This window comes from Thalassospira alkalitolerans (assembly GCF_002115745.1).
GTDB lineage: Bacteria > Pseudomonadota > Alphaproteobacteria > Rhodospirillales > Thalassospiraceae > Thalassospira > Thalassospira alkalitolerans.
In genome coordinates this window covers 56,662-78,161 of record NZ_JFKB01000011.1, presented here as the reverse complement: position 1 = coordinate 78,161, position 21,500 = coordinate 56,662, and the positions used below count along the sequence as shown (strand labels likewise).

At 52.7% G+C, this 21,500-nt stretch carries 23 protein-coding genes; 9 read left to right on the top strand and 14 right to left on the bottom strand.

Annotated elements, in window-relative coordinates; all coding sequences use genetic code 11:
- Positions 1 to 2 precede the first annotated feature (2 nt).
- Positions 3 to 773 carry a hydroxyacylglutathione hydrolase gene (gene gloB / locus TALK_RS15810; protein ID WP_085620116.1) on the bottom strand — a complete coding sequence of 257 codons (771 nt, stop codon included), beginning with the start codon at positions 771 to 773 and terminating at the stop codon, positions 3 to 5.
- Positions 774 to 928: 155 nt separating this feature from the next.
- Here gloB and TALK_RS15805 point away from each other — a divergent pair, with 155 nt between their 5' ends.
- The gene (locus TALK_RS15805; protein ID WP_245829958.1) at positions 929 to 1,756 is read left to right on the top strand and encodes a methyltransferase domain-containing protein; all 828 of its coding nucleotides are present in this window, start codon (positions 929 to 931) and stop codon (positions 1,754 to 1,756) included.
- Between the two features lie 48 nt (positions 1,757 to 1,804).
- Here TALK_RS15805 and TALK_RS15800 read toward each other — a convergent pair whose 3' ends face one another.
- The 6 genes from TALK_RS15800 to petA all read right to left on the bottom strand — a co-directional run bounded on the left by TALK_RS15800 (position 1,805) and on the right by petA (position 8,545).
- Positions 1,805 to 3,763, bottom strand: a complete 1,959-nt coding sequence (locus tag TALK_RS15800) for a hypothetical protein (protein WP_085620115.1) — start codon at positions 3,761 to 3,763, stop codon at positions 1,805 to 1,807.
- A gap of 48 nt (positions 3,764 to 3,811) precedes the next feature.
- On the bottom strand, positions 3,812 to 4,885 hold the full coding sequence (locus TALK_RS15795) for a hypothetical protein (protein ID WP_085620114.1): 1,074 nt from the start codon (positions 4,883 to 4,885) through the stop codon (positions 3,812 to 3,814).
- Positions 4,886 to 5,079: 194 nt separating this feature from the next.
- Positions 5,080 to 5,712 carry a LysE family translocator gene (locus tag TALK_RS15790; protein WP_085620113.1) on the bottom strand — a complete coding sequence of 211 codons (633 nt, stop codon included), beginning with the start codon at positions 5,710 to 5,712 and terminating at the stop codon, positions 5,080 to 5,082.
- A 235-nt stretch (positions 5,713 to 5,947) separates the two neighbouring features.
- Complete coding sequence (locus tag TALK_RS15785) at positions 5,948 to 6,721, bottom strand: cytochrome c1 (RefSeq protein WP_085620112.1); 774 nt, start codon at positions 6,719 to 6,721, stop codon at positions 5,948 to 5,950.
- A complete protein-coding gene (locus TALK_RS15780) occupies positions 6,714 to 7,985 on the bottom strand; it encodes a cytochrome b (RefSeq protein WP_211274832.1) in 1,272 nt (423 codons plus the stop codon). Before TALK_RS15780 ends, TALK_RS15785 begins: the two co-directional genes overlap by 8 nt.
- An 8-nt stretch (positions 7,986 to 7,993) precedes the next feature.
- On the bottom strand, positions 7,994 to 8,545 hold the full coding sequence (gene petA, locus TALK_RS15775; protein ID WP_085620110.1) for a ubiquinol-cytochrome c reductase iron-sulfur subunit: 552 nt from the start codon (positions 8,543 to 8,545) through the stop codon (positions 7,994 to 7,996).
- 392 nt (positions 8,546 to 8,937) lie between these two features.
- Between petA and TALK_RS15770 the strand changes: the two genes are divergently transcribed.
- Complete coding sequence (locus TALK_RS15770) at positions 8,938 to 9,408, top strand: tRNA (cytidine(34)-2'-O)-methyltransferase (protein WP_085620109.1); 471 nt, start codon at positions 8,938 to 8,940, stop codon at positions 9,406 to 9,408.
- Complete coding sequence (hemF, locus tag TALK_RS15765) at positions 9,408 to 10,271, top strand: oxygen-dependent coproporphyrinogen oxidase (RefSeq protein ID WP_085620108.1); 864 nt, start codon at positions 9,408 to 9,410, stop codon at positions 10,269 to 10,271. The genes TALK_RS15770 and hemF overlap by 1 nt, the downstream gene beginning before the upstream one ends.
- A gap of 80 nt (positions 10,272 to 10,351) precedes the next feature.
- Here hemF and TALK_RS15760 read toward each other — a convergent pair whose 3' ends face one another.
- Positions 10,352 to 11,014 carry a glutathione S-transferase family protein gene (locus tag TALK_RS15760; RefSeq protein ID WP_169715052.1) on the bottom strand — a complete coding sequence of 221 codons (663 nt, stop codon included), beginning with the start codon at positions 11,012 to 11,014 and terminating at the stop codon, positions 10,352 to 10,354.
- 141 nt (positions 11,015 to 11,155) lie between these two features.
- Entirely contained in the window at positions 11,156 to 12,052 is an 897-nt protein-coding gene (locus tag TALK_RS15755; protein WP_085620106.1) for a branched-chain amino acid aminotransferase, read from the bottom strand.
- A 113-nt stretch (positions 12,053 to 12,165) separates the two neighbouring features.
- Here TALK_RS15755 and TALK_RS15750 point away from each other — a divergent pair, with 113 nt between their 5' ends.
- From TALK_RS15750 to TALK_RS15740, 3 genes are all read left to right on the top strand, one after another.
- A complete protein-coding gene (locus tag TALK_RS15750; RefSeq protein WP_085620105.1) occupies positions 12,166 to 12,681 on the top strand; it encodes a MarR family winged helix-turn-helix transcriptional regulator in 516 nt (171 codons plus the stop codon).
- Between the two features lie 180 nt (positions 12,682 to 12,861).
- Positions 12,862 to 13,590 (top strand): response regulator, encoded by a 729-nt coding sequence (locus TALK_RS15745; RefSeq protein ID WP_085620104.1) that lies wholly within the window; start codon positions 12,862 to 12,864, stop codon positions 13,588 to 13,590.
- 87 nt (positions 13,591 to 13,677) lie between these two features.
- Positions 13,678 to 14,976, top strand: a complete 1,299-nt coding sequence (locus TALK_RS15740; RefSeq protein WP_085620186.1) for an ATP-binding protein — start codon at positions 13,678 to 13,680, stop codon at positions 14,974 to 14,976.
- Between the two features lie 128 nt (positions 14,977 to 15,104).
- On the opposite strand, the gene TALK_RS15735 is transcribed toward TALK_RS15740, so the two are convergent.
- Positions 15,105 to 15,800, bottom strand: a complete 696-nt coding sequence (locus tag TALK_RS15735; RefSeq protein WP_085620103.1) for a nitroreductase family protein — start codon at positions 15,798 to 15,800, stop codon at positions 15,105 to 15,107.
- Between the two features lie 95 nt (positions 15,801 to 15,895).
- Between TALK_RS15735 and TALK_RS22355 the strand changes: the two genes are divergently transcribed.
- Positions 15,896 to 16,024 carry a hypothetical protein gene (locus TALK_RS22355; protein WP_281251303.1) on the top strand — a complete coding sequence of 43 codons (129 nt, stop codon included), beginning with the start codon at positions 15,896 to 15,898 and terminating at the stop codon, positions 16,022 to 16,024.
- A 54-nt stretch (positions 16,025 to 16,078) separates the two neighbouring features.
- Here TALK_RS22355 and TALK_RS15730 read toward each other — a convergent pair whose 3' ends face one another.
- The gene (locus tag TALK_RS15730) at positions 16,079 to 16,777 is read right to left on the bottom strand and encodes a GntR family transcriptional regulator (RefSeq protein WP_085620102.1); all 699 of its coding nucleotides are present in this window, start codon (positions 16,775 to 16,777) and stop codon (positions 16,079 to 16,081) included.
- 309 nt (positions 16,778 to 17,086) lie between these two features.
- Here TALK_RS15730 and TALK_RS15725 point away from each other — a divergent pair, with 309 nt between their 5' ends.
- Positions 17,087 to 17,863, top strand: a complete 777-nt coding sequence (locus tag TALK_RS15725; RefSeq protein ID WP_085620101.1) for a ferredoxin--NADP reductase — start codon at positions 17,087 to 17,089, stop codon at positions 17,861 to 17,863.
- Positions 17,864 to 18,056: 193 nt separating this feature from the next.
- A complete protein-coding gene (locus tag TALK_RS15720; protein WP_085620100.1) occupies positions 18,057 to 19,550 on the top strand; it encodes a methyl-accepting chemotaxis protein in 1,494 nt (497 codons plus the stop codon).
- A gap of 77 nt (positions 19,551 to 19,627) precedes the next feature.
- On the opposite strand, the gene TALK_RS15715 is transcribed toward TALK_RS15720, so the two are convergent.
- The 3 genes from TALK_RS15715 to TALK_RS15705 all read right to left on the bottom strand — a co-directional run bounded on the left by TALK_RS15715 (position 19,628) and on the right by TALK_RS15705 (position 21,494).
- Entirely contained in the window at positions 19,628 to 19,972 is a 345-nt protein-coding gene (locus tag TALK_RS15715; protein ID WP_085620099.1) for a tRNA-binding protein, read from the bottom strand.
- A 167-nt stretch (positions 19,973 to 20,139) separates the two neighbouring features.
- A complete protein-coding gene (locus TALK_RS15710) occupies positions 20,140 to 20,592 on the bottom strand; it encodes a phasin family protein (RefSeq protein ID WP_085620098.1) in 453 nt (150 codons plus the stop codon).
- A gap of 197 nt (positions 20,593 to 20,789) precedes the next feature.
- On the bottom strand, positions 20,790 to 21,494 hold the full coding sequence (locus TALK_RS15705) for a TetR/AcrR family transcriptional regulator (protein WP_085620097.1): 705 nt from the start codon (positions 21,492 to 21,494) through the stop codon (positions 20,790 to 20,792).
- Positions 21,495 to 21,500: the final 6 nt, after the last annotated feature.

Here is a 21,500-nt window from a genome sequence, read left to right as displayed (position 1 = left end):
CCTTAAAACCGATCCTTGCGGCCGCGAATTTCGGTGAATATGGCGGTCGGGTTTGCCCCGGTCATGCCCAGATCACCGGCAACAGACGGTGCATCGGCGCGCAAAAACGGATTGGTCGCCAGTTCCACATCCAGTCGCGACGGGACGGTGGCAATATCGCGCGATCGCAAATCATCGATTTCCGCACATCGTGCTTTCAGGGCCGCATTGCTGGTTTCAATCGTGGCGGCAAACCGGGCATTGGATTGGGTATATTCATGGCCGCAATACACCATGGTATCGCCCGGAAGATCACGAAACTTGCACAGCGATTGCCACATCTGTGCGGGCGTGCCTTCAAACAGCCGCCCGCAACCCAGCGCAAACAGGCTGTCGCCCGAAAACAGGGCATGAATCGCCGGAAAGTAAAACGCCACATGCCCGCTGGTATGGCCCGGGACATCGAATACCTGTCCCTTTAACGCCCCGATGGTGATGTCATCGCCTTCGGCAAAGGTCTGGTCCATGCCTGAAATGCGTGCCTTTTCTGCGCGCGGACCATATAGTTTTGCCCCGTATTTGGCGATCAATTCAGCATTGCCGCCGATATGATCGTGGTGGTGATGGGTATTGATCACCAGATCAAGCGACCAACCGCGATCTTCCAGTGCTTTGATCACCGGGGCGGCTTCGCCCGGATCAATAATCGCGGTGGTGCCGGTTTCGTGGCAGCGCACCAGATAGGTATAATTGTCCGAAAGACACGGGATAACAAAGACATCGCCGGCAAGCATGGCGGACCTCAAACATGTTGATGTGATATGGTGTCAGACTATCAGGTCGTGTTGTCTTGAAACAATCACGCATCGCAGAAAGTTTTTGGTCTTCTATGGAACGGTTCGGGTGCAATTCAGTTTCCGCCCGGTCCACACGATGCTAGGCTATCGACATGCGTCAGGATGTTGTTGATCTTCACCGTTTTTATGCCGGAAGCCTCGGTCAGGCCGCACGCCGTCTGATCCGTCGGCGGTTGCGCGTTATGTGGTCCGATGTCCGGGGGATGCGGGTTTTGGGGTTTGGCTATGCCACGCCGTATCTGCGCCCCTTTATGGGCGAGGCCGAACGTGTCCTTGCCTTTATGCCCGGCCGGCAAGGCTGCGTGCATTGGCCTGCTGGCGAACCCAATCACGTTGCCCTGACCGAAGAAACCATGCTGCCGCTGCCCGATAGTTCGGTTGATCGTATCCTGCTGGTGCATCTGGTCGAACATTCAGATGCGATGCGCCGTCTGATGCGCGAATGCTGGCGGGTTTTAACCCCAAATGGCCGGATTGTCGTCGTGGCGCCAAACCGCAGCTCGCTTTGGAGCTGGTCAGAAAACACCCCGTTTGGCTTTGGCCATCCCTATAGTGTCAGCCAGTTGCAAAACCTGATGCGCGAAAACATGTTCCTGCCGGTCCAACACAGTCGTGCGTTGTTTCTACCCCCCACCCAGCGACGGTTCCTGCTGCGCTGGTCACAGGTTTTCGAAAATGTCGGATCGCGGTTGTTCAAGGCCTTTGCCGGTGTCTCTATCGTCGAAGCCGGAAAACAGCTTTACGCCAGCACCGGCACCCCGGAACGCAAACGCAAACTGGTGCATATCCCGGTAACCGTGCCGCCCTTGCACTCGGCCGAGGGCAATCACAGCCACCAAGACAGGCTGTTGTCTTGTAATGACGGTAACGAGGCGCCCCCGCCAGCAGTCGCCGGAAAAGACCATATTCCGGCTGATTAACCATTTTGGCTGCCACAGTGATTTGGCAAGCCTCAACCGGAATATGCTTTAGCCAAACAGGATGTCTTCTATGGCATTGAAGATGTCATTTTCGTCTTTCAGGATGGAACGATCCTCAAGATCTTCAAACAGGGTTTCCAAATACAGGATTGCCTTTTCTTCTATTTCGTCTTCCGTAGGATCGGGCTTGCCTTCGAAATCGTGAAGGGTTCGTTTTTTCAAACGGTCAAAGGCTTTGAGGTCAATCAGCATGACATCAATTGTTTCCACCACTGCGTCGATATCGAGCAAAATGGTTCTGGTGGGATAGTTGATAAGAACTGTTTCAAGATAGTGCGTGGCTTTTTCCGCAAGTTCCTGGTCACTTGGATTACTGTCGGCATTGAAATCTTTACCGACAGCCGCGCGCAAGGCGCGGGTGGCCAATGTATTTACCGCAATCTTGCGGATCAATGATTCGGCATCATCCTGTGTTTTGAATATGGTGCGTTTGGCACAGTTGATGTCCTTGATGTCGCGCATAAAGCCTCGTGCCATCCGCGAGATTTCCCGGTCACTTTCCAATGTCTCACCCCGATCAAGCGCGGCGATGATCCGTGTGGTCAATCGGTTGATGATTTGAATGTCATTGATACTGATTTCAAGGCGGTCGTTAATCCGCGCAAGGCGGGATAATACCGCCGCTCGGAAGGTGTCGGCGACGTTATCACAACGGCGCATACGATCTGCCGAAGGCTTTTCGGGATCGTCCAGATGTTTTTTGTCCTCGATGAAATTTTTGAAGGCTTTTCTCACCTGCTCCGCATCATTGATCTCTGTTGCTATTCCACAGTGATCCATGTCCGGGCAGACAACAGCACAAGGATCATCTGTGTCGGGCAGGTAAACATCGATCAGTTCAATGAGCTCTTTATAAGCGTCTTCAAGCTTTTTAGTGCTTTCGCGGATCACTTGATTGTTTTGTTGAACCGTAAATTTAAAACCGTTAACCAGCGACGTACGGGCCACATTTTCGTCGTCCGGCTTGGTTTCCTTGGTAATGTCTTCCTGTTTGATGGCATCGAGATTTTTGACCAGGAAATTCAGTTTGGCTTGGTCGGCCTCAATCTGCTCGCCTTCACCATTGGATGTGTTTGCACCGTAATACATATAGGAAAGCACTGTTTTGTTCTTTTCGATGTCGTCAATCGCTTCCCTCAGATTCTTCATAATATCGTTCTTTGTGCTTCTCTCGGTGATGCGATTATTGATGAAGTTATAAAGGCTAAAACCAAAGCTGAGCACGACAATGCCACCGGCCATCCACTTGGATGTTGCCGCCTTTTTCAAGTAGCGGCCGGTTCGGTTGTACCACCGGTTTTGGATGCGGATGGCACTGCGTAACGCAGCAGTATCCGCCGCATTCAAACGGATGGTGCCGTGCCTAACGCGTGGGCGCGGGGCTGGACCATGGCGCGGAAATTTCCGGCTTATCAGCGTAAATAGAAAGGGCGTGGTAGCGATGCTGAGTGTTTGTAAGGCATAAACCGTGATATCTGCCCCGGGCGTGCGTTGGTTACTCAGAGATTTGAATATCTTTTCCGTAAGTTCTTTTTGGTTCTCAGGCGAATATTGGCTTACATTCGGTAGGGCAGAACTGTGGTACCAGGCAAAATCCGGTTGTATTAATTGCGCGCGCAGGAATTCCCGCAGCGTCATAAGCGCCTGAACCTGTTCATAGACCAAGCTGGCACGCTCGGTAAAACTCTGTCCCAAGGATATCAGGGCATTTGAGGCATTGTTCAAATTTCCAACATCAACCTGAGCCTGGGTCGTAATCTGGTTCAGATGATCCAGTTCTCCGCCTCTTTTGGTGTATTCTTCGGTTAGTTTTGTGATGTCCGGGTCTTTGTCACCATTGATTTTGTGGTCAATATCATAGGCAATCTCCGTGATGGTAAGACCCGTATCCGCCAACAGAATAAATTTAAAGCCCATACCGATTTTAAATAAGGAAGCGACAGACATATCAAGTCTCCTTGGAATGTTTGATCCTGTTTTGAAGCGTCTTTCCCCTCAGGCGGCGGCAGTGTTCTCTGCTTTGGCATCGATAAGGGTAATGATGGCCTTGATGGTTTTTCGATTGAGGGCGGGATAGGTGGCATGAATTTCTTTAATCCGGACACGTTCGGATTTGCCGCTGTTTTGGCGGGCGATATTTTCTGCACCTTCATAAAAGGTTTTTTCCGAGACAGATTGATACAGGATATCGCGCAATTGGCGTTTCCGCTCGTCAAGCCAATCAGACCAACTTTCTTCGCTGAGCGCCGGATCCGTAATGGCAAGCATGCTCTTGATACCGGCTTCAACGGCGTCGAACTTCGTCTGAAGCGACGTTCTTTCCGTTTCCAAAAGGCGCAAATCTTCATCGCGTGCTGAGATGAATTTCGGCAGTTCCTTTGACTGCTGTTCCAATATCGCGATGCTCATGCCGATATCCAGCCCGACACTGACGACCAAAAGGGCGGCACTGGCCTTGCTGGCCGTACTGGCAATGCGGGCGGATCGGCCAACCGATGCTGCGGATTTTGCCAGCTTGGTGCCCAGTTTTGTACCGCTCCATGTCGCGAGTGCTGCTGCGGATAATCCGTCGCTGCTCAATTGTGCAATCTCGATTGCTTCGATGGCGACACTTTTCGTCATCTGGAATTGTTTTGGGGATGGGAATTCCGGCGGCATTTCATAGGGAATTGATGACAGCTGACTTTCTGCTTTCAAGGCCGCCCGAACCGTTTCACCAAGATTGATCAACCGGTTCAGATCGGAAAGCAGCACACCATAGGTATCCAGCCTGGATGTGAACCTGGTATCCAGGGCCTTAAAGTCATTGGTTCTTTTCTCGATCTCGTCGTTTTTTTTCTTTGCCGTTTTTCCAAGTTCTTTCAAGTGCCCGTAATGATTGTCCTTGATGGCATCGCTTGCTGATTTAAAGCCGACATCTGTCATCGCCTTCTTCGCGGTTTCCATATCCTTGCTGAATTGGAAACCGGTTGCGACATTCGCAATGTCTATGGCGGAATCTGTGACGATGCGACCTATGGAGGTGCCTGCATCCCGAAAGAATTTGCCGACTGAATTAAAAAACGACATTACATTCCCACCTCAAGCGTGCTGAGGCAGGTTAACACTCTAGATTGAATTAAACGAATCTAAAAATCCACTTAAGATCAATCTTGAATAAGCGAGCACTGCTATCATAAGTTGATCTGATGCCAAATGGCATTCATGAGCCGTTCAGGAATTTGAACAAGCCAGCCGTGAATGTCGCTTTAAGGTAGCATGCGTTATCGGCCGCTGGCCCCCAATGCGATGCCGAAACTGACAAAAATTCCGCCCGAAATCCGGTCAAACCATTTGCGCCCCGTCCCGATCAGGAAGGCACGGCTCCGCGCCGCCAGCAGTGCATAAATCACGATGGAACTAAACGACATCACGACAAAGGTGCCGTCCAGCACAATAAACTGCCCGGCAAGCGGGGCGTTCTGATCGATGAAAAGCGGAAATAAGGCGGTGAAAAACGCAATTGCTTTTGGATTGCTGGCCGAGACCAGAAAACCGCGCACATAAAGGCGCAGGGGTCGAAAGGCTTCCTTGCCGGTGCCGCTTGGTTCCGCCGTCGGAAGATCGGCCTTGCGGCTGTTACGCCACATCCGGATGCCCAGCCAGATCAGATATCCCGCCCCGACATAATGCACGATGGTGAACAAAAGCCCCGATGTCATGATCAACGCCCCCAGCCCCATCGCCGACAGACCGCCCATCAACCCGGTGCCAGTCACACAGCCCAACGCACCAATGATGGCCGCAGCCATGCCGTGGCGGATGCTGTTGGTGATGCCCAGCATCACAGCCGGGCCGGGGGTAAAGACGGCAATGATAACTGCCAGAAAATAAAGGCCGAATTGTTCACTGATCATCGGTGGGGCTCATGTGTTGGGGCGGCTGGGACAAGGTGGATCAGGGTGGATCAGGGTGGATCAGGGTGGGATAAGAGTGGACCGTATGGAGTGCATCCATTCATTGGTGAACTGCGCGCCATCGTCAAGCACTGCATTGTCCCGATTGTCGCCGTCCATGGCGCGATATAACCGGCCATAGAAAAAGACCGCCGGAAAACCGGCGGTCTTTCAGATATCAATGATATCGCAGATCCTAGTGTTCGATATCGCGCCAGATTTTGCGCTTAACAGCGTAAAGCATGGCGGTCAGAACGATCAGGAACAACAGAACCTTCAACCCCAAAGCCTTGCGGGCTTCAAGTTCGGGCTGTGCCGTCCAGTTCAGGAACGCGACAACATCATGTGCGTGCTGTTCCAAGGTCATCGGTGTGCCATCGGTGTACTCCACTGCTTCATCATAAAGCGGCGGTGCCATCGAAATCTGGTGACCCGGGAAGTAGTGGTTGTAATGCTTGCCTTCGGCAAGGTCAAAGCCCTCGGGGGCCTCTTCCTCGTATCCGGTCAGCAAGGCAACAACATAATCTGGCCCATGCATGCGGGCCTTGGCCATCAACGACAGATCCGGCGGAATGGATCCACCATTTGATGCCGCGGCGGCCTTGTCATTGGGGAATGGCGACGGGAAATAATCCGACGGCTTGCCCGGACGGGTGAACATGTCACCATCGTCGTTCGGACCGTCTTCAATATCGTATTCCGCCGCAATTGCCTTGATCTGATCTTCGTTAAATCCAATGCCTTCCAGATTACGGAATGCAATGAAACGAAGGCTGTGACAACCAGCGCAGATGCCCTTGTAGACCTGGAAACCACGCTGAAGCTGGGCACGATCATAGGTGCCGAAAAGCCCCTGCCAACTCCAATCCTGCGCCTTGGGAACCGGGGCGTCACCCGATGCCTGCGAGGTGCCGGTAAAGGCGGTCAGTGCGAATGCCGCAGCAATGGCGGTCAGTGCAAATTTACGCATTTGCGCCTCCCTTAAGTACGGATTCACTGATACTGGCCGGAAGCGGTTTTGGCCGTTCCAGTTTGCCGACAATCGGCATGACCACAAGGAAATGCGCGAAGTAGTAAAGCGTTGCCAGCTGGCCCATAACGATCACATGCAGCCCTTCAATGCCCATGAAATAGTCATCCGGGGCCTTCTTGCCGCAATATCCAAGGATAAAGCAGTCAATGAACAGGATCAGGAAGAACCATTTGTAAACCGGGCGATATTTCGAGCTGCGAACCTTGGACGTATCAAGCCAGGGAATGACGAACAGAACGACGATAGATGCAAACATCGCCAGAACGCCAAGCAGTTTGGCCGGAACACCAAAGATCGAGAAGTCAATCGACCGCAGGATCGCGTAGAACGGCAAGAAGTACCATTCCGGAACGATATGCGGCGGGGTCACCAGCGGGTTTGCCGGGATATAGTTATCCGGCTCGCCAAAGAAGTCGGGGGCAAAGAACACGAAGAACAGGAAGAAGATCAGGAAGATCCCCATCCCGAACAAATCCTTGATCGTATAGTAAGGATGGAACGGAATGCTGTCTTGCGGTGTTTTTGCTTCAACGCCTGTCGGGTTGTTCGAGCGCACGGTATGCAGCGCCCAGACATGCAGGACAACAAGGCCCAGAATGACGAACGGCAACAGATAATGCAGCGAGAAGAACCGGTTCAGGGTTGGATTACCAATCGAGAAACCGCCCCAAAGCCAGTGAACAAGCGGTTCACCCACAATCGGGAAGGCCGAGAACAGGTTGGTGATCACGGTCGCGCCCCAGAAGGACATCTGACCCCATGGCAGGACATAGCCCATAAAGGCTGTTGCCATCATCGCCAGCAGGATCAGGATACCGATCCACCACAGCATTTCACGCGGGGCCTTGTAAGACCCGTAATAAAGACCGCGGAAAATGTGAATATAGACGCAGATGAAGAACATCGACGCCCCGTTCACATGCATATAGCGGATCAACCAGCCATAATTCACGTCGCGCATGATGCGTTCGACGGAATCAAAGGCCATGTCGGTATGCGGGGTGTAATTCATTACCAGGAAAATCCCGGTAAGGATCATCGTCACCAGAACAAAGCCTGCCAGGGAACCGAAGTTCCACATATAGGACAGGTTTTTCGGGGTCGGATATTCATAGGCGGAGTGATGCAGCATCGAGAAAACCGGCAGGCGGTCGTCGACCCATTTCACCACTTTATTGTTCCAGACGGGTGCACTCATCATCCTGCTCCTTAGCCGATTTTAACCGATGTGTCGGTGAGGAAGCTGTAGGTCGGCACTTCAAGATTAAGCGGTGCCGGACCCTTGCGGATGCGACCCGATGTATCATAGTGCGACCCGTGGCACGGGCAGTACCATCCGTCGTAATCACCGCGGGTCTCGCCAGTGGCGGTGCCCATCGGGATACAACCAAGATGGGTACAAACCCCCACAAGTATCAGCCATTCCTTCTTCTCAACGCGTGCATCGTCGGTCTGTGGATCGACCAACTCGTTAAGCGCAACATCGTCGGCTTCTTTGATTTCTCGTTCGGTACGGTGGCGGATAAACACGGGTTTGCCGCGCCACATGACCTTGATGGCCTGACCGACTGGAATATTTGACAGGCTCACTTCAACCGAGGCCAGCGCCAGAACGTCTTTCGATGCGTTCATACTGTCCACGAACGGCCACAGCGCCATACCGGTGCCAACGACACCGACCGCTGTGGTCGCCAGGATCAGGAAATCCCTGCGGTTCTCGTCCGGAGCATGATCCCCGGATGATTGCACCGTTTGCGACATAATGTATTCCTCTCTCTGCCCCCAAAACAGGCATTCAGAACGCCTGAATTTACCTTAGGGCAAACGCATTTAATTTCCATTGACGAAAATCAAACAATGCTTTTACCCCAAAGCCTTCAAGCCTGAAACGGGGTCCGTATACTAACAAAAAAGGGGTTTGTTAAGGGGAACTTGGAGTTGCAAATTGTTCGCATTCGATTTGCCTATTTGGTTTTGCACTGCACAATGGCGTCAAACGTAGCGTTTTTCAACGGGCTGGCGCATTTACAACCAACCGGTTATATCGATGTCTTGTCTTATTCAAAATAAGTCTATGGCATTGTCGGAGCGTAATTTTATAATCTTTTGCGCCTGAATTGCAGGCCCAAAATATCACGAGTCTGTAGGATCTTATGAGAATCTGTCTGTTCGAACCCGACATTCCGCAAAATACCGGCACGATATTGCGCATGGCCGCCTGTCTTGGCGTGCCGGTCGATATTATTGAACCCTGCGGCTTTTTGTTGACCTCGGCGGCACTCAAACGTGCCGGGATGGATTATCTGGGGGCGGCGGATTATACCCGCCATGCTGATTGGCGCGGTTTTGTGCAGGCGCGTAACGATGGGACGGTTCCGGGGCGTCTGGTTTTGCTGACGACCAAGGGGGCTGTGCCCTATTGTGATTTTGAGTTCCGCGATGATGATATTTTGATGCTGGGGTCTGAAAGCAGCGGCGTCCCCGATCAGGTGCATGACTATGTTGATGCGCGCGTGGTTATTCCGTTAAAAGCCGGGATGCGCTCGCTCAACGTTGCCATGGCAACCGCCATGACATTGGGCGAAGCGCTCAGACAGACCAACAGTTTTCCGGAGAATACCTGATGACGGGCATGGATGATGATCTGATCACGCAGCACAAGGAAACGGCGCAAAACTGGTTCCGTCAGTTGCGTGACGAAATCTGTGCCAGCTATGAAGCGCTTGAAGACAGTTATACCGGGCCGTTGTCAGATCGCCCGGCCGGGCGGTTTGAACGGACCGCTTGGGAACGTGGCGCGGGTCAGGGCGGCGGTGAAATGTCGGTCATGAAGGGGCGGGTGTTTGAAAAGGTCGGGGTTAATATCTCGACGGTGCACGGCGAATTTTCCGAAAAATTCCGCGCTGAAATTCCCGGTGCAGATAAAAATCCAAATTTCTGGGCGGCGGGCATTTCACTGGTCGCCCATCCCTGTTCGCCCCATGTCCCGGCGGTGCATATGAATACGCGCCATATCGTGACCAGCAAGGCATGGTTTGGTGGTGGGGCTGATTTGACCCCGGTCTTCCCGCAAGACGCCGACACCGCCGATTTCCACGGTGCGTTGAAAACCGCCTGTGATGCGCATGGCGATGATTATTATGACCGGTTCAAAAAATGGTGCGACGAATATTTCTTCCTGCCGCACCGCAACGAACCGCGCGGCGTTGGCGGCATCTTCTATGATTATCTTGATGCCAACTGGGATGCCGATTTTGCCTTTACCCAGGATGTCGGACGCGCGTTCCGCGATATCTATCCCCAACTGGTCGCGCGCCATTACAACAAACCCTGGACCGATGATGAACGCCGCGCCCAATTGATCAAGCGCGGACGCTATGTCGAGTTTAATCTGCTCCATGATCGCGGCACCCGTTTTGGCCTGATGACCGGCGGAAATACCGAGGCGATCCTGATGTCCCTCCCGCCAGAGGCAAATTGGCCGTAAATCTATTTGTATGACAAATACAAAGGCCGCCTGATATCCGGGCGGCCTTTGGTGGTTTTGGGGCGATCTTGGGTGGGGCGTCAGGGGGTCGGGTGGTCGTGAGTCTGGCCGCTGAATTGGGTTTGCGCCATGGATGGGCGGGCGCAGAAATCCTCATACCATTTGGCAAGGGCCGGTCGGCCGGTGCGGAAATCGACCAAATCGCGAAACGCGATCCAATCAAGCCCGGTGGCAAGCGCGATATGGCCGATTGTGACCGGGGTTTTGGGATCAAGTTCGGTTTCCAGATAATCGAATGTTTCAATCAGTTTGGTTTTTTGTCCCTCGGCCAATACGGGGTAGCGAAGCCCTACGGGGCGGCGGTTTGTTTCCCAGCGATACAGCACGCCGGCATCGCACATGCCCTGTGCCAAGGCATGCAAACGCAAGGTATGCCAACGTTTTCGCCCCTTTGTCGGGATCAGTTTGCGGCCCCGATGCAGCCGATCCAGATAGTCGCAGATCACCATCGAATCAAATAATGTCATGCCATCGGGCAGGATCAAAACCGGCACCTTGCCCAGTGGATTGGCGCTAAAAACGCGATCATTGCGGTGCGTCGGGCTGGTTTCCTGATGGATGACGTCGATCCGGTCCGAAAGCCCGCATTCAAGGGCAAACACCAATGCCTTGCGGGCGAACGGTGAATGGGTTTGATACAGCAGAATATGATCGGATTTTATATCATCAGACTTTTGAGGCATGAAAATCACCATTTTTGCCGGGCGGTGCGATTTGGCGATCAAGACATGGTTATCGGCGATGGCGCAACGAAAAAGCCCGATCCATGCGGACCGGGCTATTACGAAACAAAAGTGAATAATCAGTCTGATTATTGATTTTTACTATTGAGCGGCAACCGCTTCTTTTTCACCGCGCACCAGCCCCATGTAATCTTCCATCAGGGTCTTGCAGATATGCCCCGGGGTAAAGCTGTAGTCGGCAATCGAGGCTACCGGGGTGACCTCGGCGGCGGTGCCGGTCAGGAAGCATTCTTCGAATTCGGCCATTTCTTCGGGCATGATCGGGCGCACAATTACTTCAAATCCGCGCGCTTTGGCCAATTCGATGACGGTGCGGCGCGTAATGCCATCCAGGAAGCAATCGGGTGTTGGGGTATGGATTTTGCCATCCTTGACAAAGAACACATTCGCCCCGGTCGCCTCGGCAATTTGACCGCGATAATCAAGCATCAGCGCATCAGCAAAACCCTTGCGCTCGGCTTCGTGTTTGGACAGGGTGCAGATCATATAAAGACCGGCTGCCTTGGCATTCGTCGGTGCTGTATTCGGCGCCGGACGGGCCCATTTCGACAGGTCAAGACGGATGCCTTTCAGGCGTTCCTCCGGCTTGAAATAGCTGGGCCATTCCCAGGTGGCGATGGCGACATTGATGCGCGTGGTTTGGGCCGAAACACCCATCATTTCGCTGCCGCGCCATGCAATACGACGGATATAGCCATTTGTAATGCTGTTCGCCGCCAGGGTTTCGATCACCGCGTCATTAAGTTCAGCAGAACTATAGGGAATTGTCATATCAAGGATCTTGCCGGAATTGATCAGGCGTTCGCCATGTTCGGCAAGTTTGAACACTTTGCCGTTATAAGCCCGTTCACCTTCAAAGACCGCACTGCCATAATGGACCGCATGGCTCAGCACATGTAGAGTACTTTCACGCCACGGCTTAAGTTCGCCGTTATACCAGATAAAACCATCACGGTTGTCGAAGGTCGGAGCTATCATTTGCCAGATTCCAATTTAAATGGGCATTTGGACGTAACTTTATGTCCTGATTTGTCTGGCCGGGGTAACATTCATCGATTAATATGTCAACGAAACTGACGTAACGGAAAAGCATGGCTGATATCTCAACACGCAAGGTAAACCCGCTTTTTCTGCGGGAAGAAGAGCTTAGGCAAGGTATTGAATTGCTGTTTTATGCCTATCGTGATTTCACGGCTGTGGCCGATCAGATTCTTGCGCAATATAATTTCGGGCGCGCTCATCACCGGGTGATTTATTTCGTAAGCCGCAATCCCGGCATTACGGTCAGTGATCTGTTGTCGATTCTCAAGATCACCAAGCAATCGCTATCACGTGTGCTGGGACAATTGGTGCGCGAAGGCTTCATCGATCAGAAAACCGGTGTGCAGGATCGCCGCCAACGGCTTTTGACCCTGACAGACAAGGGCGAGGCGCTTGAACGGGAACTGACCGAAAACCAGCGCAGCCTGATTGCCGGTGCCTATCGCGAAGCCGGTGCCGAAGCGGTCGAAGGATTCCGCAAAGTCATGCTGGGCATGCTTGAAGAACCTGACCGGGCGCGTTTTACCGATGACAGTCCCCCCGGTGTGCGCCGTCACGTCAGCTAGGTTCTGACCCTAGGGCTAGGGCGTTGGTCTTATATGAAAACCGTCAAGATGGATCGGGATGATGCCCGGTTTTCATACCAGTCCGTTACATTTTGCGCAGATACGGTTTTGAAACACTTTTTTGCCTAACTTACATAAGATAAAGCGTTTCAAACATTCGGGTTTCAGGAGCGGGGAATTATGACAGGCCAGGATCAGCCGCACATTCTTGTGGTCGATGATGATGACCGTCTGCGTGATTTGCTGACCCGTTATCTGGCTGAAAACGGTTTTATGGTTTCCGCCGCACGCGATGCCGCCGAAGCGCGGTCAAGTTTGGCCGGTTTGCAGTTTGATCTTGTGGTGCTTGATGTCCTGATGCCCGGTGAAAAGGGTGTTGATCTGGCACGCAGCCTGCGCGAAGGCGGATCAAAACTGCCGATCCTTTTGTTAACCGCCCTGACCGAGACAGAAGACCGCATTTCCGGGCTTGAGGCCGGGGCGGATGATTATCTTGCCAAACCGTTCGAGCCGCGCGAACTGGTTCTTCGGATCGAAGCCATTCTGCGCCGTTACACCGAGGCACCAAAGCCCGTCGCAGAAACAAGGCGTGATGTCGTTGAAAGTGCCGCACGGTTTGGTGAGTTTATGTTTGATGCCAGCAAAATGACCCTGCAACGCGGCGATGAACATATCTATTTGACGTCGTCGGAACAGGCGCTTTTGGCCGCCCTTGTTAAACGTCGCGGGGAAACCACCACGCGCGAGGAATTGCATGGCATGATGGGCGGCAATGCGGTCGATCCCGGGGCATCGCGCAGCATCGATGTGCAAGTGACCCGATTACGGCGCAAATTCGAAGAAGACCCGAAACAACCAAGATACTTGCAGACAGTGCGCGGACGGGGCTATGTGCTGTATGCGGACTGAAAATAAACGACCGAACCGCCGGTTAGGGAAACACGGATAAGGATGAGGGTATTGGGCAGCGGAAAAACAGGGTGGATCAAATCGCTGATGCCGACCGGTCTTTTGGGGCGGTCGCTATTGATCTTGATGACACCGATGCTGTTGTTGCAAATCGTCACGGCGCTGATCTTTTTCGAACGACACTGGGATTCGATCGCACGCCAGCTAAGCCGAGGTCTTGCCGGTGATGTGGTTTTTGCCATCGATTATCTGGGGCAATACCCCGATGCCGAACATATGGAATGGCTGCAGCATTCGGCACGTGGGCGTTTGCAACTTGATATCGTGTTTGAGCCTGGCGAAATCCTTGAACAGCAAATCACCGAGCCGCCGCTTGGCCTTGTATCCGAAGAATTGTTTAATGCGCTGGCTGAACGCCTGCAACGTCCGTTTTATTTTGATCTTGATGTCGATGACCGCAAACTTGAAATCCGTGTGCAGTTAAAGGATGGCGTTCTGTCGGTCGTCGCACCACGCAAGCGTCTTTATTCTTCAACCACCTATATCTTCTTTATGTGGATCGCCGGGTCGGCATTGATCCTGTACGGGGTTGCGGTGATGTTCATGCGCAATCAGGTGCGCCCGATCCGCCGTCTTGCCAAGGCCGCCGATCAGTTTGGCCGCGGGGTTGATGTTGAAACATTCAAACCCGAAGGGGCCGCCGAGGTCCGCCTTGCCGCAACATCGTTCATTTCCATGCGCGACCGTATTGCCCGCCATCTGGCGCAGCGCACGGCATTGCTTGCCGGTGTATCGCATGATTTGCGAACGCCCCTGACGCGGATGAAATTGGAACTGGCGATGCAGGGGATGTCACCCGGTGTTGAGGCACTGAAACAGGATGTTTTGGATATGGAGCGCATGGTCGATGCCTATCTTGCCTTTGCGCGCGGTGAAGAAGGCGAAAAGGCCGTGCCGACCGATATGGGCAAGCTGATTACCGACCAGGTCGGCGAGGCATTGCGCGACGGGCAACATATTGATCTTCATATTGTCGATAGTCTTGAAATGGATTTGCGGCCGCAATCGGTGCGTCGCTGTATATCCAATATCATGTCCAATGCCGGGCGTTATGCCAATAACCTGTCAATCCGTGCCGGTCGGCGCGGGCAGGATTATGAAATCGTCTTTGATGATGATGGCCCGGGCATCCCGGCTGATAAACGCGAAGAAGTCTTCAAGCCGTTTTTCCGTCTGGAAGAATCGCGCAATCAGGCCACCGGCGGTGTCGGGCTTGGCATGACCATCGCACGGGATTCTGCACGTGGCCATGGCGGCGATGTGTTCCTTGAAGACGCGCCGGGCGGTGGTTTACGGGTGCGTCTGGTGTTGCCGATCGGACATTGATCAGGATAAGCCGTCATTTGAAAAGCCCCGCCGAAAATGCGGGGCTTTTTGTTTGGGGGCAACGGGGTGAGAGAGCGGGCGAGCGGCAGCTTTAGAGCCTCTTAACCCGCAGCCTGCAGCCCGCAGCCCTAGAAGAATGTCGCAATTTCCGAAAGATCCTTTTTCTCGGTGGCGTGTTTCGGGATTGTCGCATCCGGGGCCGGGTATCCGGTGACCAAAAGGATATAGGGCTTGTTGTGATCCGGCCGACCACAGATTTCTGTCAGGAAGTTCATTGGGCTTGGCGTATGTGTCAGCGTTGCAAGACCCGCCCGATGCAGGCCCGCGATCAGGAAACCCGTCGCAATCGATACCGATTCCGGGACGTAATAGTTTTTACGAAATTTGCCATCGGCAGATGCGCTTTTGCGCTCGCCAAAAATACAGATCAACCAGGGGGCGGTTTCCAAAAACGGTTTGCTGTCATCGGTGCCAAGCGGACGCAGGGCTTCGATCCATTCGTCGCTGGCGCGTCCGGCGTAAAAGGCGCGTTCTTCTTCTTCGGCGGCGGCGCGGATTTTCTTTTTCATGGCGGGGTCGCCAATCGCCGAAAAATGCCATGGCTGATGGTTTGCCCCATTTGGTGCGGTTCCGGCAGCACGGATGCAGGTTTCAATAATGTCGCGCGGCACCGGGCGGTCGGAAAATTCCCGCACCGTGTGGCGGGTGCGGATTTCATCATAAAAGGACTGCGCGCCACGGCGCATGTCATCAACCGAGCGTTCCTGATAATCGGGTAGCGGGATGGGCAGGAATTCGGTGGTTAGATTGGGGCGGGATGTCATGGTGCTCTCTGATATTTGTTTGTTTAAATTGTCAGACAATCGTAATTGGCTGGAATTCATGATGCAAGTTTCATGATCCAGGCAGCAAGTTGTGGGTGACAGAGAGCCTGCCTGAGGCTGAGGCTGAGGCTGAGCCAGAGGCTGAAGGCGTGTTGGGGGTTTTCGGCATGGGGGCCGCATTTAACCGGGCCGTGGTGGGGCATCGGCAGGCGCGCAATTTTTAGGTCTTGTGGTTATTGTGGCTTTGCCTGCGCGGGGGTAACTGAGCTGCTGCGGGATCAAGTGTCGCCGGGGCTGTCGGTGATATCGTCAGAAAAATGATTGTCGGGCAGGGATTGCACCAATTGACGGGATTGGTCGATATGGGCGATCATGATCGCCTCAGCCGTTTTTACATCGCCGCGACAGACCGCATTCACGATGTCGCGATGCTGTGTGTTGGTTCGAAGCACCTTGTCATCGGCGACCATGACCCGGAATTGTAGCCAGTAAACATTGTTTGATATGCGGCGCAGTTGTTCGCGCAGCAGCGCATTTCCGCTGATATCGGAAAACAGCATATGGAAGGCAAGGTTGTGGCGCGACATGGCGGCAAGATCATTTCGCGCCTCTGCGGCATCAAGATCGGTCTGGATCGCAAGCAGGGCGGTGGTGTCATTTTGAAGTGCTGGGGTTGCAAGGCGCACGGCAAGACCTTCGAGGGTGGTGCGTACCACAAACAGATCATCGACTTCGCGCCGGTTCATATGCCGGACACTAACCCCGCGATAGGGTTGGGCCTGCAAAAGTCCGTCGGCGGTCAGTTGGCGAAACGCTTCGCGCACAGACGGGCGGCTGACGCCAAGACGTTTGGCAAAATCGATTTCGGTCAAACGTTGCCCTGGCACAAGGCGCCCTTCACGTACGGCGTTGGTGATCGCGTCTGAAACGTGTTGAACGGTCAGAGTGTCGACTGTCAAAGCTTTAGCTTCTGTCATTTATCACCGATTTGCGATGGATCATGGCCACCCGAACCATCGTGGTTTATCAAGGGGCACTGCTTTGTTGCAGTATATATGCGATGTGATTATTGTGCGTCATTGTCAGACAATATTCTACACATTAATTGTATGTTTAATTGCGGGTCAGCATAAAAATACACAATGAGTGAATGTTTTCTTGCGATATACGTTTGATTGATGTTAAATCGCGCCAACTTGGCATGGATATGGTGCTGGGAAAGTGTGTCCGTCGTTCCCGCCACGGTCCCGTAGAAAGCTTTAGACGAAACGGATTGATGCAGCGTTATGGCCAAAAACTTAAATGAAGAAACCGTCACTTATGTCCATCATTGGACAGACACTCTCTTCACTTTCAAAACCACCCGTGACCCGGGTTTCCGGTTTATCAACGGTCAGTTTGCGATGATCGGACTTGAGGTCGAGGGCAAGCCGCTTTTGCGCGCCTATTCGATGGTCAGTGCGAATTATGACGAAGAACTTGAGTTCTTTTCGATCAAAGTGCCGAATGGTCCGCTGACATCGCGTCTGCAACATATCAAGGTTGGGGATAAAATTCTGGTTGGGCGCAAGCCGACCGGTACTTTGATTCATGACAACCTGTTGCCGGGCAAAAACCTGTGGCTATTGTCGACCGGAACCGGTCTGGCCCCGTTCATGAGCGTTATCCGTGACTACGAAACCTATGAGCGTTACGAGAAGGTCATTCTTGTTCACGGCTGCCGCGAAGTGCGCGAGCTGGCCTATCAGGAATTCATCCATAACGAATTGCCAAATAACGAGTTCTTTGGCGAGGATGTTCAGAAGAAACTTCTGTATTACCCGACCGTCACCCGCGAAGAATTCCGCAATCAGGGGCGGCTTACCGAACTGATGGCATCAGGCAAGCTTTATGATGATCTTGGTCTGGACAAGCCGACGCTTGAAAATGACCGCTTCATGTTGTGCGGCAATCCGGAAATGATTGCCGATACCCGCCAGATGCTGCTCGATTGGGGTGGCAAGGAAGGCAATATGAACGAGCCGGGGCATTTCGTTATCGAAAAGGCTTTTGTCGAAAAATAGGCTTTGCGGTTTGCAGGGTATCTGAACGGCGCGCTTGGAAAAGCGCGCCGTTTTTGTTTGTGAACTTAAGACGCGATCTATCAAAAAGTATAGTGCTGCATATACTCCCCATTTGGGGGTAGAGCTATACCAACGCGTAGGTTATATTCTGGCAATGGTTTAAATTACAGGTGTCAATTCAGAGGATAACACCATGAAGTTGCTTAGTATGTTTTCCAATGCGCGTGATGGGGTCTATGCCCAAGCGGTACTTGAAGCCCTTGATCGCTCTCTGGCTGTTATTGAATTCAAGCCCGATGGCACAATTCTAAATGCGAATAAGAACTTTCTGGGCGCTTTGGAATATTCTTTGGAAGAGCTTGTTGGTCAGCATCATCGCATGCTTGTTCCCAGAGAAATCCGCGAGAAACCTGATTATGATGTCTTTTGGAAAGACCTGCGGTCCGGGAATTTTAAAAGTGCGGCGTTTCCGCGGATGACCAAAAGCGGCAAACAGATCTGGATCGAAGCGACCTATAACCCGGTTGTTGATAAATCCGGTAAGGTGATCAAAATCGTCAAGTTTGCATCTGATATAACGGCCCGCCAGGAAAAGATGGCGGATCTTGAGGGCAAGGTTGATGCCATCGGGCGCAGTCAGGCGGTGATCGAATTTACCCTTACGGGTGAAATCACGGAAGCAAACGAAAATTTCCTGTCGGTGATGGGCTATTCGTTTGACGAAATCAAAGGCAAGCAGCATCGCATTTTTGTCGACCGGGATTATGCAAACAGTGCCGAATATGCCGATTTTTGGAAAAAACTGGCCGAAGGGCAGTTCGTTGCCCAGCAATTCAGGCGGTTGGGCAAGGGGGGCAAGGTCGTCTGGATCGAAGCATCCTATAACCCGATCATGGATGCCAATGGCAAGCCTTATAAGGTTGTGAAATTCGCCACCGATATCACCGAGCAGGTCAATTTGCTGGTTGAGCTTAAATCGATGATCGACACCAATTTTGCCGAGATTGATTCAAGTTTGAATGATCTTGACGGGCGTTCGATTGTTGCCGTTACGGCATCTGAACAGACATCGGCCTCGGTTCAGGCGGTTGCCGCAGGCGCTGAAGAGTTGGCAGCGTCGATTGGTGAAATTTCCAGAAGCATGGATACGGCACGCCAAACCACAACCCAGATGTTTGATCGAACGGTGGAAGCCGGGGTAACGACCGGAAAAATGTCCGATGTCGTGGCTTCAGTCGGCGGGATTGTCGAGGTGATCCAGAATATTGCGAGCCAGATTAACCTGTTGGCGCTGAATGCGACGATTGAATCGGCCCGTGCCGGCGAGGCAGGCAAAGGATTTGCCGTTGTCGCCAACGAGGTCAAAAATCTGGCAAATCAGGCGGCACGTGCGACCGAGGAAATTTCGGGTCAGATCACCGGCATTCAAGCGATCTCAACCGAGGTTTCCGGTGTGCTTAGCGGGATACGAAGTGATGTCGAGCTGGTTCTTGATAATGTGACGACGATTTCGTCAGCGGTGGAAGAACAGAGTGCTGTGACCAACGAGGTGTCGGGCAATATGCAAAATATGGCGACGGCGGTGGAAAGTTTTTCTGCCACATTGTCCGAGATTAAGAATTCGACCGCGCTGGTGTCATCAAGTGTGATGCGCACACGCGAAGCCGCATCGGTTCTGGCACGCTAGTTTATAAGTCTGACTTACGGCCGATAAGGGCATGCCGCGTTGGTGGTGTGCTCTTATCGGCTTTTTTGTTTGTGGATTTAAAACAGGCGTTCGCCATTGGGAACGTCACGTTCCGGGCGTATCAGAACGATGCCTTTGTCGTCTTCGCCATCCGGGAAGCCAAGGCAGAGGAATTCGGACATAAACGGGCCGACCTGCTTTTTGGGGAAATTAACCACGCCTGCCACCTGACGTCCGATCAGGCTTTCGGGGGTGTAATATTTGGTGATCTGGGCAGATGTTTTCTTTGTCCCGATCTCGGGGCCAAAATCGACCCAGATTTTCAGGGCCGGACGCCGGGCTTCGGGGAATTCCTGTGCATCGATGACCGTGCCGACCCGGATGTCGACTTTTAGAAAATCATCAAAACTGATCTCGCTCATGAAAGTGCCTCCTGCAATGTTAAGTGCAGATTAGCGCCATCAGGACAGGCAGGTAAGGGGGCAATCGGTGCGGTAAATCAATTCAGGAGTTTGGGCAAAACCCAAATAAAAACGGCAGGACCAGAAGGTCCTGCCGTAAAGTCGATAACGGGAAGTTATCAGCTAGATTATTTCGCAGCGGCGGTCTTTTCGATCGCCCCTTTAAGTTCGTCAAGCGATTCGGTAAAGCGGGTCTGCAGAAGAGCAATCGCTTCTTCCTGAGACTTGCTTACCAGACCCGACAGTTCCTTGGCGGTAGCGAGGGCTTCTTCGTAAGCGGCTTTAGCCACTTCGGTCTGCTTTGCAGCAGCAGCCATCGGGTTGTCAGCAGGAGTAGCAGCGAAATCTTTGCCCTGGGTTTGTACTTTATCCAGCAGCGTTTTGAAAATTTCGCTCTGACGCTGAGCAACAGCCTGGAAACCGTCAAAGGCAACCTTGTTAGCTTTGGTCAGGGCTTCAACGTTTTTACGCTGAAATGCCATCATTTCGTTCATGTCAATACCCGGGACTTTGAAGTCGCTCGTGAATTTCGTGAAGTCCATGTCGAAGAATGGGTTGGTAGCCTTTTTAGCAGCGGTCATGGTGTGCGCTCCATCAACAATTTGCAACAGGTGTGGAATGAGGCGCTATTGTGCGCCGCACAAATTCAACTGCAATATGAAGGAATGGTCGGCTTTCGTCAAGAATTATTTTGCACTGCACAAAACTTTTTAGTTAATGTTTTATGTCTTTCTGTAACCTTGGGTTATAGATGTAATTAATGTTTTATATCAATATATTAACTGGATATATCGGGGTTTTTGGTGCTGTCTGGTGCCGTTTCTGTATGTGTGGTCGGGCGATATTTTTGTGCAAGTCCCGAGCATTTGCTCTGAACTTTTCCGCGAAGATTGTTGAACCGTAATATCCCGGTGTGGATTCGTTTGTCCCAGTTGCTCCCCCGTGCCAAGGCGCGATCAAGGGCCGCCATGGTCGGACCGAAATCGGTGGTTTCATCATCGAGCCATTGCAAAAAGCCGCGGGCATATATCGTCCCCAGACCCGCTATGCGCAGGCTGCCGTGCAATCCGCCGGTGGTGAAACCCGCGGCATCGAGCATCCAGCGCATCGATCCGAAATGGGTTTTGATCGCCCGCAGGGCATCGGCCGGGCCAAGGTCGCCATGGTCAGCGATGATTGATTTTAGCGCCGGTCGATACGGGGCCAGCGCATCAAAGCGGGCCATCATCACCGCAATCAGGCGATCATGCCCCGGCTCGTTGAATTCGGCCGGGTCCAGATCTGCCAGAACAAGGCGATCAATCTTGCGGACGAATTGCCGCAGGATATCGGCCTTGCTTTTGAAATGATCAAAGGCAATGGCGATATCAGTATTCGCCGCGGTGGCGATATCGATCATGGTGACGTCATGCCAGCGCCCCGATGCTGCCAATTCCATCGCGGCATCGATCAGTTTGGTTTGCGGGTCTTTGGTTGCGGGCATGGGGAC

Bases quoted from the DNA above. Each gene is read 5' to 3' on its own strand.
- hemF (WP_085620108.1), top strand. From the start codon at position 9,408: ATGACGGGCATGGATGATGATCTGATCACGCAGCACAAGGAAACGGCG.
- TALK_RS15735 (WP_085620103.1), bottom strand. From the start codon at position 15,800: ATGACATCCCGCCCCAATCTAACCACCGAATTCCTGCCCATCCCGCTA.
- TALK_RS15705 (WP_085620097.1), bottom strand. From the start codon at position 21,494: ATGCCCGCAACCAAAGACCCGCAAACCAAACTGATCGATGCCGCGATG.
- TALK_RS15750 (WP_085620105.1), top strand. From the start codon at position 12,166: ATGGCTGATATCTCAACACGCAAGGTAAACCCGCTTTTTCTGCGGGAA.
- TALK_RS15715 (WP_085620099.1), bottom strand. From the start codon at position 19,972: ATGAGCGAGATCAGTTTTGATGATTTTCTAAAAGTCGACATCCGGGTC.
- TALK_RS15745 (WP_085620104.1), top strand. From the start codon at position 12,862: ATGACAGGCCAGGATCAGCCGCACATTCTTGTGGTCGATGATGATGAC.
- TALK_RS15755 (WP_085620106.1), bottom strand. From the start codon at position 12,052: ATGATAGCTCCGACCTTCGACAACCGTGATGGTTTTATCTGGTATAAC.
- TALK_RS15780 (WP_211274832.1), bottom strand. From the start codon at position 7,985: ATGATGAGTGCACCCGTCTGGAACAATAAAGTGGTGAAATGGGTCGAC.
- TALK_RS15795 (WP_085620114.1), bottom strand. From the start codon at position 4,885: ATGTCGTTTTTTAATTCAGTCGGCAAATTCTTTCGGGATGCAGGCACC.
- TALK_RS15740 (WP_085620186.1), top strand. From the start codon at position 13,678: ATGCCGACCGGTCTTTTGGGGCGGTCGCTATTGATCTTGATGACACCG.
- TALK_RS15710 (WP_085620098.1), bottom strand. From the start codon at position 20,592: ATGACCGCTGCTAAAAAGGCTACCAACCCATTCTTCGACATGGACTTC.
- TALK_RS15785 (WP_085620112.1), bottom strand. From the start codon at position 6,721: ATGCGTAAATTTGCACTGACCGCCATTGCTGCGGCATTCGCACTGACC.
- TALK_RS15725 (WP_085620101.1), top strand. From the start codon at position 17,087: ATGGCCAAAAACTTAAATGAAGAAACCGTCACTTATGTCCATCATTGG.
- gloB (WP_085620116.1), bottom strand. From the start codon at position 773: ATGCTTGCCGGCGATGTCTTTGTTATCCCGTGTCTTTCGGACAATTAT.
- TALK_RS15790 (WP_085620113.1), bottom strand. From the start codon at position 5,712: ATGATCAGTGAACAATTCGGCCTTTATTTTCTGGCAGTTATCATTGCC.
- TALK_RS15800 (WP_085620115.1), bottom strand. From the start codon at position 3,763: ATGTCTGTCGCTTCCTTATTTAAAATCGGTATGGGCTTTAAATTTATT.
- TALK_RS15730 (WP_085620102.1), bottom strand. From the start codon at position 16,777: ATGACAGAAGCTAAAGCTTTGACAGTCGACACTCTGACCGTTCAACAC.
- TALK_RS15760 (WP_169715052.1), bottom strand. From the start codon at position 11,014: ATGCCTCAAAAGTCTGATGATATAAAATCCGATCATATTCTGCTGTAT.
- TALK_RS15770 (WP_085620109.1), top strand. From the start codon at position 8,938: ATGAGAATCTGTCTGTTCGAACCCGACATTCCGCAAAATACCGGCACG.
- TALK_RS15805 (WP_245829958.1), top strand. From the start codon at position 929: ATGCGTCAGGATGTTGTTGATCTTCACCGTTTTTATGCCGGAAGCCTC.
- TALK_RS15720 (WP_085620100.1), top strand. From the start codon at position 18,057: ATGAAGTTGCTTAGTATGTTTTCCAATGCGCGTGATGGGGTCTATGCC.
- petA (WP_085620110.1), bottom strand. From the start codon at position 8,545: ATGTCGCAAACGGTGCAATCATCCGGGGATCATGCTCCGGACGAGAAC.